The sequence below is a fragment of the Streptomyces sp. 11-1-2 genome (genome assembly GCF_003595545.1).
GTDB classification, from domain to species: Bacteria; Actinomycetota; Actinomycetes; order Streptomycetales; family Streptomycetaceae; genus Streptomyces; species Streptomyces hygroscopicus_B.
The window spans coordinates 410,070-424,229 of the sequence record NZ_CP022545.1 but is presented as its reverse complement, the minus strand read 5'-3'; the positions used below and the strand labels follow the sequence as shown (position 1 = coordinate 424,229).

Genomic DNA, 14,160 nt, shown 5'->3' with positions numbered 1-14,160 from the left:
GATCACCCATGGCCGACCAGGGAGGCACCCCTTCGTGTCCGAGTCCTCATCGACGTCCTCATCGACGTCCTCATCCACACCCCTGCATCTCGCCGTCGCTCTCGACGGGGCGGGCTGGCACCCGGCCGCATGGCGCGAGCCGCACGCCCGGCCCCGGGAGCTGTTCGACGCCGCGTACTGGACCGATGTCGTCACCGAGGCCGAACGCGGTCTGCTCGACTTCGTGACCTTCGAGGACGGGCTCTCGCTCCAGTCCTCGCACCGCACTGAGCCCGACGGCCGTACCGACCAGGTGCGCGGGCGGCTGGACGCGGTGCTCATCGCCTCCCGGGTCGCACCGGTGACCCGGCACATCGGGTTGGTGCCGACCGTTGTCGCCACCCACACCGAGCCGTTCCACATCTCCAAGGCGATCGCCACCCTGGACTACGTCAGCACCGGCCGCGCGGGGCTGCGGCTCCGGGTGTCCAGGCGGCGCCACGAGGCGGAGCACTTCGGCCGCCGCACCCTTCCGCGCTTCGGCCCCGAGGATCTGGACACCCCGGTGGTCCGGGAGCTGACCGCCGAGCTCTTCGAGGAGGCCGCCGACTACATCGAGGTGGTACGCCGCCTCTGGGACAGCTGGGAGGACGACGCCGAGGTCCGGGACGTCGCCACCGGACGCTTCATCGACCGCGACAAGCTGCACTACATCGACTTCGAGGGCAGGCACTTCAGCGTCAAGGGCCCCTCGATCACGCCCAGGCCACCTCAGGGACAGCCGGTCGTCAGCGCCCTGGCCCATCAGAGCGTGCCCTACCGGCTGGTGGCAACCTCCACCGACATCGGCTACATCACCCCGCACGACACGGACCAGGCCCGCACCGTCATCGCCGAGATCCGCGCCGCCCAGGCCGCGGCGGGCCGCGCGGCGGAGCCCGTGCACCTCTTCGGCGACCTGGTGGTCTTCCTCGACGACGAACCGGGTGCCGCGGCCGCCCGGCTGGAGCGGCTGGACGCCCTCGCGGGCCACCCGTACACCAGCGACGCCAAGGTGTTCACCGGGACCCCCGCACAGCTCGCTGATCTGCTGCTGACCTGGCAGCGGACCGGACTGTCGGGGTTCCGGCTGCGCCCCGGTGTGATCGGCCACGACCTCGAGGCGATCACCCGCGGTCTGGTGCCCGAACTCCAGCGCCGGGGCGCCTTCCGCCGGTCCTACGAGGCCGACACCCTGCGCGGGCTGCTGGGCCTCGCCCGGCCCGCCAATCGCTACGCCACCGTCTGAGCGGGAAGGACCACCCGACCATGAGCGCACCGCTCAAGCAGATCCACCTGGCGGCCCACTTCCCCGGTGTCAACAACACCACGGTGTGGAGTGATCCGAAGGCGGGCAGCCATATCGAGTTCAGCTCGTTCGCACACTTCGCGCGGACCGCCGAGCGTGCCAAGTTCGACTTCCTGTTCCTCGCCGAAGGGCTTCGGCTGCGTGAACAGGGCGGCGAAATCTATGACTTGGACGTGGTGGGGCGGCCGGACACCTTCACCATCCTCACGGCGCTCGCCGCCGTCACCGACCGCCTTGGCCTCACCGGCACCATCAACTCCACCTTCAACGAGCCCTACGAAGTGGCCCGCCAGTTCGCCAGCCTGGACCATCTGTCGGGCGGGCGCGCCGCGTGGAATGTCGTCACCTCCTGGGACGCCTTCACCGGGGAGAACTTCCGCCGTGGCGGCTTCCTCCCGCAGGACCAGCGGTACTCCAGGGCCAAGGAGTTCCTGGCCACCGCCACCGAACTGTTCGACTCCTGGCGTGGTGACGAGATCGTCGCCGACCAGGCATCCGGCACTTTCCTCAACGACGCGTGGGCCGGTGCCTTCGCCCACCAGGGACAGCACTTCGACATCGCCGGGCAGTTCAATGTCCCGCGCAGCCCGCAGGGCCGCCCGGTGATCTTCCAGGCCGGTGACTCCGAAGAGGGCCGGGAGTTCGCCGCGGCCGGCGCCGACGCCATCTTCAGCCGGTACAGCACTCTCAAGGAGGGGCAGGCGTTCTACACGGACGTCAAAGGCCGCCTCGCCCGCCACGGCCGCACCCACGACCAGCTGCTGATCCTGCCCGCGGCCACCTTCGTTCTCGGCGACACCGACACCGAGGCCCAGGAGCTGGCCCGGGACGTACGCCGCCAACAGGTCAGCGGCGCCACCGCGATCAAACACCTGGAGTTCGTCTGGAACCGTGACCTGTCCGCGTACGACCCGGACGGCCCGCTCCCGGACATCGACCCCGACCCCGGCGAGCACACCATCGCCCGCGGCCGTGCCCAGGTGCGGATGTACCGCGATCCGCTGGCCGTCGCCCGGGAGTGGCGGGAGCTGGCGGAGGCGAACAAGTGGTCCATCCGTGACCTGGTCATCGAGACCGGCAACCGCCAGTCGTTCATCGGCTCCCCGGCCACGGTCGCCGAGACCATCAACTCCTTCGTCCAGGCCGACGCCAGCGACGGCTTCATCCTCGTCCCGCACATTACCCCCGGCGGCCTGGACGCCTTCGCCGACACCGTCGTCCCGCTGCTGCAGGAGCGGGGCGTGTTCCGCACCGAGTACGAGGGCGCGACCCTGCGCGACCACCTCGGCCTGGCCCACCCCGGCACCGGGGCGCACCAGGAACGGGCCGCGTCATGAAGTTCCTGGCCATCACCCTCATCGTGCACGCCCCGGACCCGGTGACCGGGATACAGAAGCCGACCGGCGACCGCTTCCGCGAGGTGATCGACAGCGCCCTGCTGGCGGAGGAGCTCGGCTTCGACGGCTTCGGCGTCGGTGAACGCCACGAGCGGCCGTTCATCTCCTCCTCACCACCGGTCGTGCTCAGCCACCTCGCCGCACTCACCTCCCGGATCCGGCTGTTCACCGCGGTCACCACCCTCAGTCTGCTCGACCCGGTGCGCGCCTACGAGGACTACGCCACCCTGGACCACCTCTCCGCCGGCCGCCTCGAGCTGATCATCGGCAAGGGCAACGGCACCGCCCAGCGCGAGCTGTTCCACGTCACCCCCGAGGACCAGTGGGACCGCAACGCCGAAGGCTACGAGCTCTTCCGCCGCATCTGGCGGCAGGACACGGTGACCGCCTCACCGCGCTTCCGGCCCGCGCTGACCGACGCGGAGGTGTGGCCGAGGCCCCTCCAGCGGACCATCCGGGTCTGGCACGGCAGCGCCACCAGCCGGGAGTCGGTCGACCTCGCCGCCCGCTACGGCGACCCGCTGTTCTCCGCCAACGTCACCCACCCCATCGAGCCGTACGCCGAACTGATCCGCCACTACCGGGAGCGCTGGGAGGCATACGGCCACGACCCCGCCCGCGCCGTGGTCGGCGCCGGGACAGCGGGCTACTACGCGGCCCGCACCTCGCAGGAGGCCATCGCCGCCTACCGGCCGGTGTTCGAAGGCCATCTCGCCTTCCAGAAGCAGCTCGGCCTCGAACCGGTGTTCCCGACCCTGGAGGACTTCGTCGAGCGCAGCTCGGCCCTGATCGGCAGCCCCCAGCAGGTCATCGAGAAGGTGCACCGCTACCACGAGGAGTTCGGACACACCGTGCTGCACCTGCACGCGGACGCGGGAGGGCTCACCGACGTCCAGCACCGCGCCTCGCTCGAGCTCTTCCAGTCCGACATCGCGCCCGTACTGCGACGTGACATCCCGGATCCGCCCTTCGACTGGGCCCCGGTGCTCGGCACGCCCGAACCCGTCACCCCGTCCGCCGACCGCTGAGGAGTACTCCGACCGTGTCCGGCATCCCCCTCGCCGTCCTCGACCTCGTGCCCATCTCCGCCGGCTCCACCGCCGCCGAGGCACTGCGCAACAGCATCGACCTCGCCCAGCAGGCGGAGCGGTTCGGCTACGCGCGCTACTGGTTCGCCGAACACCACCTCAACCCGGGTGTGGCCGGGACCTCGCCCGCCGTCGTCCTGGCCCTGACCGCCTCCGCCACCTCCACGATCCGCCTCGGCTCCGGTGCCGTACAGCTCGGTCACCGCACCGCCCTGTCCACCGTCGAGGAGTTCGGCCTGATCGACGCCCTGCACCCCGGACGGCTCGACCTCGGACTCGGCCGCTCCGGCGGACGCCCCACCGAGCGCATCGACGACGCACCGCCCACCACGACACCCGTCATCGACGGACGCACCCCGAACGGCTTGCGCATCCCGCCCAAGTTCTCCTTCCGACGACTGCTCGGGTCGCCACGTGTCGCACTCCAGCGGCGACTCCTCCAGCAGCCGGGCGCGGAAGCGCAGGACTACGGCGAGCAGATCGATGACATCCTCGCGCTCCTGCGCGGCGACTACCGCTCCGCCGACGGCGTCGAAGCACACGCCATCCCCGGCGAAGGCGCCGAGGTGCAGGTGTGGATCCTCGGCAGCAGCGGCGGGCAGAGCGCCCAGGTCGCGGGCCGGGGCGGTCTGCGCTTCGCCGCCAACTACCACGTCAGCCCGGCCACCGTCCTGGAGGCCACCGAGGCGTACCGCGCCGCGTTCCAGCCATCCGACGTGCTCGACAAGCCGTACGTCAGCGTCTCCGCCGACGTCGTGGTCGCCGAGGACGACGCGACCGCCCGCGACCGCGCCACCGGCTACGGGTTGTGGGTCCGCAGCATCCGCACCGCCGAGGGCGCCATTCCCTTCCCCACCCCCGAACAGGCCCGCGCCCACCTCTGGACCGACGCGGATGGGGAGCTGGTCGCCGACCGCGTGGACACCCAGTTCGTCGGCTCACCCGCGCGCGTCGCCGACCAGCTCGAACAACTTCAGGAAGCCACCGGCGCGGACGAGTTGCTCATCACCACCATCACCCACCGCCACGCCGACCGGGTGCGCTCCTACGAACTACTCGCTGAGGAATGGCAACGCCGCTGAGCCGAAGAGGCGGGGGCCGTAGGTCAGCCACGATCCGCACGGGGAGAAAGGCCGGTCACGGGGCGGAATCACGCAGCAGGGGCAGCAGTTGATCACCGATCCGGCTGATCTCCCGCTGATAGGGGGTGTCGGACAGGACGAAGTGGGTGATGCCGAGCTTGCGGTAGCCGTGCAGCGCCCGGGCCACGTCGTCGGCGGAGCCCACCAGCCAGGTGGTCCCCGCTCCGCCACCGCCGAACTTGCCCGGGGTGGTGTACAGGCAGGTGTCGAGAACCTCTCCGCGCTGGGCGAGATCGAGGAGCCGCCGCTGTCCGACCGCCGTCCTGCGATTCCCCGTCCACACGGTCTCGCCGGCACCGGACGCCATCTTCGCGACCTTCTCCTCGGCCGCACTCCATGCTTCGTCGGCAGTGTCGCGCACCAGCGTCGTGATCCGCAGCCCGAACTCCAACGGCTTGTGCCGTCGGCCAACCCGTCGGCTCAGCGCCTTGAGCCGGTCGACGCGTTCGGCGATCCCGTCGAGTGGTTCACCCCAGAAGAGCTGGACATCGGCCTCGGCCGCCGACACCCGTTCGGCGGCCGGGGACGCGCCGCCGAAGTAGAGCGTCGGATGCGTCCTCGCGCCGGTGGGGTATGGGCGTGGCGCCACCGTTGAGTCGGTGACCTGGAAGTGCTCGCCGTGGAAGGTGACGTCCTCCTCGGTCCACAGGCGCCGCAGGAGATGCAGGAACTCCTGGGTGCGGGCGTACCGTTGTGGGGGTTCGACGTTGGTGTCGCCGTACGCGGCCGGGTTGTCCAGTCCGCTGACGATGTTGACGAGGACGCGTCCCCGGCTGAGCTGGTCGAGGGTGGCCGCCGCACTGGCGAAGTTCGCCGGGTGCCAGTAGCCGGGACGGATCGCGATCAGGGGCTTGAACGTCGTGGTCCGAGCGGCCAGGGTGGTGGCGACGGTGAAGGTGTCCGGGCGTCCCCATCCGGTGCCGAGCAGCGCGCCGCCCCAACCGTGCTCTTCTGCCGTACGGGCAAGGTCGGTCGAGTACTCGATGGACCCCCAGCCGGATGTCGTGTCGTCGCCACGGTGGCCCGGTTCGACGGTGTTGGGGATGTACCAGAGAAATTCCAGGCTCATGGTGGATCCGATCGTTGCTTGGCTTGGGTGGGCACGACACGAGCCGGTCCGGTCATGGAGGGTGGGGGCCGGCGGGCGGACAGATCGAGGCCGGTGGCCCGGGCGAGGTCGGCGCCGCCGTATGTGAAGTTCCTTGAGGTCACCCATTGCAATCGTGTGCGGCCGGGCTCCGAGTCGCTTGCACGACTCCCCGATTCCGCCAGAGCCGCCCGCCGGGTGGGGCCCGGCGGGCGGCAGGTGTGATCAGCGGAGGTCCGGTGCGCCGATCAGGGTGTCACTGCACGATCTTGAGCAGCTTGTTGGGGGAGCCGGAGCCGATGCCGGAGAGCGCCCCCGAGGTGGCCCCGTCCACCAGCGCGCTCCCCACCTCGGACGGGGACGCGGTGGAGTGGCCGGAGAGGTAGATCGCCGCGGCGCCCGAGACGTGCGGGGCGGCGAAGGAGGTCCCGGAGCCCGTGTAGGTGGCGGTATCGGAGGTGTTCCAGCCGGCCGTGATGTTCGAGCCCGGGGCGAAGAGGTCCACGGTCGAGCCGTAGTTGGAGTAGCCCGCCCGCGCGTCCGCGTTGGTGGTGGCGCCAACGGTGAGGGCGGTCGGCACCCGGGCGGGGGAGTAGTTCGCGGCGTTGGCGTTGGAATTGCCGGCCGCGATGGAGTAGGTCACGCCGGACGCGATCGACTTGGTCACCGCGTTGTCCAGGGAGGTACTGGCGCCGCCGCCCAGCGACACGTTGGCGACGGACGGGCCGGAGTGGTTGGCGGTGATCCAGTCCACGCCCGCGATGACACCTGCCGTGGTGCCGGACCCGTCGTTGCCGAGCACCCGGACCGCCACGATCTTCGCCTTCTTGGCCACGCCGTAGGTGGTGCCGGCGACGGTCGTGGCGACATGCGTGCCGTGGCCGTAGCCGTCCTGCGCCGTGGTGTCGTTGTCCACGAAGTCGTAGCCGTATGACGCCCGGCCGCTGATCTGCGTGTGGGAAATCCGCACACCGGTGTCGAGGACGTAGACGGTCACACCACTGCCGGCACTGTCCGGATAGGTGTACGTGCCGCTGAGCGGCAGGCCGGACTGGTCGACGCGGTCCAGACCCCAGGGTGCGTTGGTCTGGGTCGCGTCGGCGTGGACCTTCTGGTCCTGCTCGACGGAGGCGACCGCCGGATCGGCGGCGAGTCTCCTGGCCTCGGTGGGCTCGAGTTTCGCCGCGTAGCCGTTCAGCGCGGCGGTGAAGGTCCGCTTCACCTTGCCGCCGTATCCGGATATGAGGTCCTTGCCCCGGGTGGATGAGGCTGTGAAGTCGGCGGTCTTCTTCAGGGTGACGATGTAGCTGCCCGGCACCGCTTCCGCGGCTTGGGAGTTCACAACCGTGCCTTCGGCCGGGGCGGCGTGGGCGGGGAGCACCGTGGCTGCTCCGATGGCCGCCGCGGCGGCGATTCCCGCGGCGATCCGCCGCTTGGTGGTACGCATCACTGCCATCGCGAGGGAGTCCTCCTCGGTCGGTGGCGCGCTGTGGCGCGTGCGCGCTCTGCGGGGTGTGGGCTTACGGGCTTACGCAGTTCGCGGGAAGCGCGTGGGTCACGCTTCCGGCTCGTTGAGGATTCGCCGGGTCGTGCAGGGGAAGCAAGAGATGGCATACGCATGACATGCACATGTTGCGGTGCGTCATGCGCCGTTACGGACGGTCAAACTCGTGCAATGACACGTACATACAGGGCACGCAGATCCGCGACGGCGCGTTCCGCGTGGTGTCGGTCGTCGAACTCCGAAGGCTGGTAACCCCGTTGCGGGGCTACGAGAACGGTGATGGGGGAGGATTGTGGCTTGACGCCGACGCCGACGCCGACGCCGACGCCGACGCCGACCCACAGACTGACGTCGGCGTCGCTCGGCGCTGGGCCGTCCTCCCGGGGGCGGTCGCTCGATGCGGCGTACCGCCGGTGCGCGGACCACGCCCGCAGCTGCACAACTGCCCGGGAAGCCGGGCACCGGCCGCGTACTGGCCGCGCAGCCGGTACGGGGGGCTGGGCACCGACCGCGCCGTCCGGTTCGGCTGCCTCGGCCCGCGGGTACCGGACCGCGCCCCGAAGACAGACCGACATGGCTGCGCCGGGGTGAGCGTTCAAGTGCCGCTCGGCGAGAAGGCCGCCGCGGAGGACGCGAGGGCGTTCTACGTGTTCCGCGGCTGAAGACTCATGACGGCTGCCGGGCGTCGTACTCCTCGCGGGCCGCCAGGATGTCGTTCATCGAACCCTCCACGCAGTGGATGAGGGCGAGCAGCCGCTCGGCGACCTGGCGGCCCAGGGGAGTCAGGTCGTAGTCCACGCGGGGCGGATTGGTCGGCTGGGCCTTGCGGCGCACCAGGCCGTCGCGCTCCAGCGCGTGCAGGGTCTGGGACAGCATCTTCTCGCTCACCCCCTCGACGCGGCGGCGCAGTTCGTTGAAGCGCAGCGGGCCCTCGTGGAGCGTGCCGAGCGTCAGTCCGCCCCAGCGGCCCGTGACGTGCTCCAGCGTGCCGCGCGACGGGCATCCCTTGTCGAACACGCTGTACGCGAGGTCGATCTGCTCCTGCTCCTCGGTCATGCCGCTCATGACGCAACCGTACGCGAACGCAGCGCTATCTACCAGATTGCGCTCTCTGAAAGTTAGTGCTTTCCTGTGGTCACTGCTTTCGAGCTGCCCGTTTGGGCTATGCGAGTGTCCCCAGAGGAGTAATTCACCGTGACCACCCCTGTCGTGTCCATCGCTTACCACTCCGGCTACGGCCACACCGCCGTGATCGCCGAGGCCGTCCGCGCCGGCGCCGCCGAGGCCGGCGCCGAGGTGCACCTGATCAAGGTGGACGAGATCACCGACGAACAGTGGGAGACGCTGGACCGCTCCGACGCGATCGTCTTCGGTTCGCCCACCTACATGGGCACCGCGTCCGGCGCCTTCCATGTGTTCGCCGAGGCGTCCTCCAAGCGCTGGTTCCAGCTGGCCTGGAAGGACAAGCTGGCGGCGGGCTTCACCAACTCCGCCTCGAAGAGTGGCGACAAGCTGCACACCCTGCAGTTCTTCCAGATCCTCGCCGGCCAGCACGGCATGCACTGGGTCAACCTCGGCCTGCACCCCGGCTGGAACAGCAGCACGGGATCCGAGAACGACCTCAACCGCCTCGGCGTCTTCGCGGGCGCGGCTGCCCAGACCAACAGCGACGAGGGCCCGGAAGCCGTGCACAAGGCCGATGTGGCCACGGCCGGACACCTGGGGCGCCGGGTGACCGAGACGGCCAAGGTGTTCGCGCGGGGGAGCGTCGCCGCGTAGACGGGCCGCGGGGCCGAGCTGATCCCGGAGCTGTTCTCGTGCGCGATGCCCGCCCATCGTCATCGCACCACCGGCCGCCCCCGGGGCCGAGGTGCTGGAGGCGGCCGATGAACTGGGCGGTCACGCGCCGGCCGTCGGGCAGTTCGACCCACACGGGCGGGCCGGGCGATTCCGGGTCCGGGCTGTCGGGGGCGAAGGTGTCGGTCACCGCTACGCGGCGGGTGCGTCGGCCGTGGGTGTGACGCATGGAGGTCCGCGGCGACACCTTCGTCAGCCTGCTCACGATGCTGCTCGGGCCGATCATCTTCTGCGTGGTCGTCGGGGCCATCGCCACCGTCGCGAACCTGAGTCAGGTCGGGAAGGCGGCCCTCAGGCCGATCGTCTACTTCGAGGTCGTCACCACGATCGCGCTCATCCTCGGCCTCGTCGTGGTGAACCTGGTGCGCCCGGGCGACGGGAGGCTCCGGCCCATCGCCCCCACGTGGCAGCGCTCACCCGCCCTGGGGACTCTTCGCGGGCTTCACGCTGGTGATGTGGCGACGGTCAGGAACCCGCGAATGTACCCGGCCACGGTGTCCAGATGGCTTTCGAGCAGGAAGTGTCCACCTCCGGGAACCAGGTGGATCTCCGCGTCCGGCAGGTCCCTTGCGAAGGCGCGTGCTCCGTCCGGGCCGAAGATCTCGTCGCCCGCGCCCCAGACCGCGAGGAGCGGCACCTGGCGTTCCCGAAAGTAGGCGTGCACCTGAGGGTAGAGGGGTGGATTGCTGGCGTAATCGCGAAACAGGGCGAGCTGTACGAGGTCGTTGCCCGGCCGGTTGACCTCGCGGTGGTCGGCGGTCCAGGTGTCGGGATCGACCAGCTCGGGTCGGTCCACTCCGTGCAGGTACTGCCAGCGGATGGCGTCGAGCGAGAGGGCGGCACGGACGGCGGGTTCGGTCCGGGGACCCGGATTCTCGCAGTACGCCCATACGGGCTTCCAGAAATCCGGTACGAAGCCGTCCGCGTAGGCGTTGCCGTTCTGCGTGATCACCGCGGTGACCGCGTCCGGGGCGCGCAGGGCCAGCCGCCAGCCGATGGGTGCGCCGTAGTCCTGGACATACAGGGCATAGCGGGTGACGTCGAGCTGGGCCAGCAGGGCTTGGGTGATGTCGGTCAGGGAGTCGAAGGTGTAGGTGAACGCGTCGACGGACGGGGTATCGGAGTTGCCGAAGCCGAGATGGTCGGGGGCGATGACGTGGAATCGATCGGCCAGTGCCGGAATGAGGTGGCGGAACATGCGTGAACTGGAGGGGAATCCATGCAGGAGTACGAGCGTGGGCGCCTCGCGGGCTCCTGCCTCGCGGTAGAAGACGCGATGTCCCCGCACTGTCGCGTATTGGTGGCGGATCTCAACCATGACTAACCCCTTCAAGGTCTTATGGTGGTTACATCTCGGCGTCCAGTAGACCGCCCTTGGAGTAACCTGTCAAACCACTTGATGGAGTTAGCTGGGAAGGTGAGGTCCGTGCTGGACGACCAAGCCCTCATGCAGGCGCTGAACAGCACCCCTGTCGTGGATGGCCGACGCCAGGACCTGTGGCGTGACGACGATGAGGTGGACAGGTGGGCGCGGGAGCACGGGGGTCTCGGCGGCGACGAGGAGCGCCGGTGGCTGCGCACCGCCCGGGACGCGCTCCAGGCGGTGGAGTCGGGCACGTCGGCGGAGCCCCGTCTGCGCCGGGTCCTCGCGGGTGTTCACAAAGCCCCGCAGCCCAGCGCGTCCGGTATCGAGTGGCACTTGGAGGTGGAGCCGGAGCGCAGGCTCGCCGTGGAACTCGTGCTCGGGTGGGCGGACGTCAAAGAGCGCATGCCCGGCCGTCTGCGGCCGTGCGAGAACCCTGCATGCCGCCTCTTTCTCTTGGACCGCAGCCGTGCCAACACCGCACGGTGGTGCTCGATGAAGACCTGCGGGAACCGGCTCAAGGCCCGTCGGCACCAGGCTCGGGCACGGGAGGCCCCACGACCCGATTAGAGCGCCGGCGAGTCGGCGCTCGCACGGGCGGACTTGCGCCCGGAGTCCGGCTGCCCCGCTGTCCACGAGAAGGCCGTGCTCGAAGTCGGCGTCCACGGCGAGGGTGATCGCCGCGAGCGACAGATGGCAGCCGCCGGCGCGGCCGAGGCGTCGCCGCCACCGGCGCCGTAGAACTGCGCGTCGAGGCTATGCACTCTGCGCTGATTGCCGAATGATCAGGTCGGTCAGCAGGGCCAGCGGAGGCCAGCTGTCGCGACCCCGGCGGGCGACGGCGAAGGCGCGCAGGACAACGTCCGGCGCGGTAAGCGGCACCAGGTGGACACCGGGCAACGTGGAGGTGCCCATCGGCAGCAGCCCCACGCCCATTCCTGCCGCGATCATGCCCTGTACGAGGTCGAGGTTGTCCGCCTGGTGAGTGAGGTGGGGGGTGAAGCCGGCCATGGAGGCGAGCGTCCGGATGACGGTCTCGTCACCGGTGTTGCGCGAGTTGCCGATCCAATCCGCCGTGCGGAACCAGCGGAAGACCTCCGGGGCGCCCGGTACCGAGGGACGGGCGACGTTGTCGGGAATGCCCAGACCCCAGGGCGCGGTCCACAGTGGGGTGATCGCGACCGCGGGGTCTGGCTCGACCGGTGCCAGGTTGTAGTCGTAGGTGAGCGCGAGGTCGGCCTCGTCGTTGGCCAGCAGATGGAGGGCTTCGGCTGGTTCGTGCTCACGGACCAGGATGCTGAGCTGAGGATGGCTGGTGGACAAACCGCTGATGATGGGCAGCAGTTGGGCTCGGATAGCCGTGGCGAAGCCCGCCACGCGCACTGTGCCGGTCGGCGGGGCGCCGGGACTCAAGTCCCGCTGTGCGGCCTCGACTGCCGCAAGGATCGTCACGGCGTGTTCCGCCAGACGGCGGCCCGCCGGTGTGAGCCTGACCCTGCGCCCATGCGGCTCGATCAGTGCCGTGCCCATGTCCTGAGCCAACGCGGCGATCTGTTGAGAAACCGTCGAGGTGGTAGCGCCGGTGGCCTCGGCCACCGCGCGCATCGAGCCTCGCCGGGCCAGCTCGGCCAGCATCTGCAGGCGGCGTGTTTCCATTCCCCCATTGTCCATGAATGCCGAACGAATCATTCGGGATCGACACGTGGACGTGAACGGTGTCGAGGATCTGTACTGGAGCGCATGAACGCTCCCGAACCGCCTGAGGCTCTTCCTTCCCACCGCTCGCGCCATGCCGGCGCCGGGGCCGGTCTGCTCATGGCTGCCACCTCGATGTGTACGGTGCAGCTCGGATCGGCTCTGACGGTTCCGCTTTTCGGACAGCTCGGCGCGCTGGGAACCGCAGGGCTGCGCCTCGGCTGGGCGGGGCTGATTCTGCTGGTCGCCATCCGTCCCCGGCCTCGTGATTTCAGCTCCCGGGATCTTCTCGCCTGCATGGTGCTCGGTCTCGTGACCGCCGGAATGATGGTCTTCTTCATGCTGGCGATCGCCCGTCTCCCGCTGGGGACCGCAAGCGCACTGGAATTCCTGGGACCGCTCACCGTCTCCCTCTTCGGCCCGAGGAAGGGACGCCTCGTCTGGGCGGCCGCGGCGGCGACGGGCGTCGTGCTGCTGACCGAACCCTGGCATGGCGGCGCCGACCTTGTGGGGGTCGGGAGCGCGCTGCTCGCTGCGGGTTGCTGGGCCGCCTACATTCTGCTGACCCAACGGGTTGGTGATCGCGTCACCGGGCTGAAAGGGCTGGCTGTCTCCATGCCGGTCGCCGCGGTGCTGGGGCTGGCTGTCGCTACCCCGGACCTCGCCGAACGTGTCACGTGGCCGGCGCTGTGGACCATGCTGGTTCTGGCGGTGCTCAGTCCCGTCATCCCCTTCGCTCTCGAGTTTCTCGCCCTGCGTCGTCTGACCGCGTCCGCGTTCGGCACTCTGATGAGCCTTGAGCCCGCCATCGCCCTCATGGTCGGTCTGCTCGTTCTCGGCCAGCGCCCCGGGACGGCCGCGACACTTGGCCTGGTTCTCGTGGTCGTGGCCAGCGTCGGTGCCACCCGGGGCGGTGTCCGTCCCGCGGCATCCTCCAAAGAGGCACCAGCTTTGCGGTATGAGCCTGATCCGGAGCCTGCACGACGTGATCAGGACCGAGCTGCTGTGTGCCAAGGCAGTCAGCCGCTGTGATCCGTCAGCGCCGCAGTAGCCCTTTTGCGCTTGCCCGAGTAGCACGGCCGGTGGCCGGTCGGCGGCGATTCGGTGGATCGGCAGCAGTGTTCCGTCCAGGGTTACGAATGCCTTGGTCGAGGCGTTCGTAATGGCCGTGGCGAGGTCGGGCGCCGGTGCCGCGGGCAGTCCTACGGCTTCCGTGATGTAGCGGTACACCGTGCTCACGCCCACCTCGAATCCGGCCGTGAGCTGCGCGTAGGTATGCCCCAAACGCAGGTGTGCCGGCGCCGGCAGCGCCTGGCGGCCGGCGGGCAGCCGACGCCAACGCGTCCGGCACACGTGGTGGAGTACCTGGCCCGGCTACTGGCCGCCGCCGGATCGGCACCCCGAAGGGCTCCCGCGCACTGAGCCCGTTCCGCCAGGCGGTACTGGTGCAGCGCTGGTTCCGCGTGGCCGGGTGTGTGCACCGCCTGGCCCGGTACGCCGGGATATCGCCGGCCACCGGCAACCGCTACCTCCACGAAGGCATCGATGTCCTCGCCAGTCAGGCCCCGGACCTGCACGAGGTCTTGCGCGGCTGCCGCGAGGCCCGCGACAACCCAGGCCGCCCCGTACATCGCCCAGGATGGCCCGGCCTTGACCGGCACCGACGAGGTGAACGAGCCGCGTAGGCCATGATGGGAGCC

13 protein-coding genes and 2 pseudogenes are annotated in these 14,160 nt (G+C 69.9%); 9 read left to right on the top strand and 6 right to left on the bottom strand.

The annotated features are described in order from the left end of the window. Positions 1–34: 34 nt before the first annotated feature. The 4 genes from CGL27_RS02040 to CGL27_RS02025 are packed head-to-tail and all read left to right on the top strand — an operon-like array spanning position 35 to position 4,894. The gene (locus CGL27_RS02040) at positions 35–1,267 is read left to right on the top strand and encodes an LLM class flavin-dependent oxidoreductase (RefSeq protein ID WP_119984017.1); all 1,233 of its coding nucleotides are present in this window, start codon (positions 35–37) and stop codon (positions 1,265–1,267) included. Between the two features lie 20 nt (positions 1,268–1,287). After that, a complete protein-coding gene (locus CGL27_RS02035) occupies positions 1,288–2,664 on the top strand; it encodes an NtaA/DmoA family FMN-dependent monooxygenase (RefSeq protein ID WP_119984015.1) in 1,377 nt (458 codons plus the stop codon). After that, on the top strand, positions 2,661–3,752 hold the full coding sequence (locus CGL27_RS02030) for an LLM class flavin-dependent oxidoreductase (protein WP_119984013.1): 1,092 nt from the start codon (positions 2,661–2,663) through the stop codon (positions 3,750–3,752). The genes CGL27_RS02035 and CGL27_RS02030 overlap by 4 nt, the downstream gene beginning before the upstream one ends. A 14-nt stretch (positions 3,753–3,766) precedes the next feature. Beyond that, on the top strand, positions 3,767–4,894 hold the full coding sequence (locus CGL27_RS02025; protein ID WP_119984011.1) for an LLM class flavin-dependent oxidoreductase: 1,128 nt from the start codon (positions 3,767–3,769) through the stop codon (positions 4,892–4,894). A 55-nt stretch (positions 4,895–4,949) separates the two neighbouring features. Here the strand turns inward: CGL27_RS02025 and CGL27_RS02020 are convergent, their stop codons facing one another. Both CGL27_RS02020 and CGL27_RS02015 read right to left on the bottom strand, forming a co-directional pair. Beyond that, positions 4,950–6,023, bottom strand: a complete 1,074-nt coding sequence (locus CGL27_RS02020) for an LLM class flavin-dependent oxidoreductase (protein WP_119984010.1) — start codon at positions 6,021–6,023, stop codon at positions 4,950–4,952. A 274-nt stretch (positions 6,024–6,297) separates the two neighbouring features. Next, complete coding sequence (locus CGL27_RS02015; protein ID WP_119984008.1) at positions 6,298–7,497, bottom strand: S8 family peptidase; 1,200 nt, start codon at positions 7,495–7,497, stop codon at positions 6,298–6,300. Between the two features lie 167 nt (positions 7,498–7,664). Here CGL27_RS02015 and CGL27_RS02010 point away from each other — a divergent pair, with 167 nt between their 5' ends. Further along, the gene (locus CGL27_RS02010; protein WP_162952846.1) at positions 7,665–8,207 is read left to right on the top strand and encodes a hypothetical protein; all 543 of its coding nucleotides are present in this window, start codon (positions 7,665–7,667) and stop codon (positions 8,205–8,207) included. A 4-nt stretch (positions 8,208–8,211) separates the two neighbouring features. On the opposite strand, the gene CGL27_RS02005 is transcribed toward CGL27_RS02010, so the two are convergent. Beyond that, positions 8,212–8,610, bottom strand: coding sequence for a helix-turn-helix domain-containing protein (locus CGL27_RS02005; RefSeq protein WP_205587594.1), 399 nt, complete (start codon positions 8,608–8,610; stop codon positions 8,212–8,214). Between the two features lie 129 nt (positions 8,611–8,739). Between CGL27_RS02005 and CGL27_RS02000 the strand changes: the two genes are divergently transcribed. Continuing rightward, a complete protein-coding gene (locus CGL27_RS02000; protein ID WP_078638178.1) occupies positions 8,740–9,324 on the top strand; it encodes a flavodoxin family protein in 585 nt (194 codons plus the stop codon). 520 nt (positions 9,325–9,844) lie between these two features. Here CGL27_RS02000 and CGL27_RS01990 read toward each other — a convergent pair. Further along, the gene (locus tag CGL27_RS01990) at positions 9,845–10,720 is read right to left on the bottom strand and encodes an alpha/beta hydrolase (RefSeq protein WP_119984001.1); all 876 of its coding nucleotides are present in this window, start codon (positions 10,718–10,720) and stop codon (positions 9,845–9,847) included. Between the two features lie 108 nt (positions 10,721–10,828). Here CGL27_RS01990 and CGL27_RS01985 point away from each other — a divergent pair, with 108 nt between their 5' ends. Next, entirely contained in the window at positions 10,829–11,335 is a 507-nt protein-coding gene (locus CGL27_RS01985; RefSeq protein ID WP_119994209.1) for a CGNR zinc finger domain-containing protein, read from the top strand. A gap of 186 nt (positions 11,336–11,521) precedes the next feature. Here the strand turns inward: CGL27_RS01985 and CGL27_RS01980 are convergent, their stop codons facing one another. Next, entirely contained in the window at positions 11,522–12,421 is a 900-nt protein-coding gene (locus CGL27_RS01980) for a LysR family transcriptional regulator (RefSeq protein ID WP_119983999.1), read from the bottom strand. 84 nt (positions 12,422–12,505) lie between these two features. Between CGL27_RS01980 and CGL27_RS01975 the strand changes: the two genes are divergently transcribed. Further along, complete coding sequence (locus tag CGL27_RS01975; RefSeq protein WP_240450320.1) at positions 12,506–13,492, top strand: EamA family transporter; 987 nt, start codon at positions 12,506–12,508, stop codon at positions 13,490–13,492. Positions 13,493–13,512: 20 nt separating this feature from the next. On the opposite strand, the pseudogene CGL27_RS01970 reads toward CGL27_RS01975, so the two are convergent. After that, a pseudogene (locus CGL27_RS01970) lies at positions 13,513–13,804 on the bottom strand (transposase family protein); the annotation flags it as partial. A 38-nt stretch (positions 13,805–13,842) separates the two neighbouring features. On the opposite strand from CGL27_RS01970, the pseudogene CGL27_RS51425 reads away from it, so the two are divergent. Then, positions 13,843–14,046 (top strand): annotated as a pseudogene (locus CGL27_RS51425) (IS5/IS1182 family transposase); the annotation flags it as partial. Positions 14,047–14,160 lie beyond the last annotated feature (114 nt).

Coding starts and splice junctions, on each gene's coding strand:
- CGL27_RS02035 (WP_119984015.1), top strand. CDS start 1,288: ATGAGCGCACCGCTCAAGCAGATCCACCTGGCGGCCCACTTCCCCGGT.
- CGL27_RS02030 (WP_119984013.1), top strand. CDS start 2,661: ATGAAGTTCCTGGCCATCACCCTCATCGTGCACGCCCCGGACCCGGTG.
- CGL27_RS02020 (WP_119984010.1), bottom strand. CDS start 6,023: ATGAGCCTGGAATTTCTCTGGTACATCCCCAACACCGTCGAACCGGGC.
- CGL27_RS02015 (WP_119984008.1), bottom strand. CDS start 7,497: ATGGCAGTGATGCGTACCACCAAGCGGCGGATCGCCGCGGGAATCGCC.
- CGL27_RS02010 (WP_162952846.1), top strand. CDS start 7,665: ATGCACATGTTGCGGTGCGTCATGCGCCGTTACGGACGGTCAAACTCG.
- CGL27_RS02005 (WP_205587594.1), bottom strand. CDS start 8,610: ATGAGCGGCATGACCGAGGAGCAGGAGCAGATCGACCTCGCGTACAGC.
- CGL27_RS01990 (WP_119984001.1), bottom strand. CDS start 10,720: ATGGTTGAGATCCGCCACCAATACGCGACAGTGCGGGGACATCGCGTC.
- CGL27_RS01980 (WP_119983999.1), bottom strand. CDS start 12,421: ATGGAAACACGCCGCCTGCAGATGCTGGCCGAGCTGGCCCGGCGAGGC.
- CGL27_RS01975 (WP_240450320.1), top strand. CDS start 12,506: ATGAACGCTCCCGAACCGCCTGAGGCTCTTCCTTCCCACCGCTCGCGC.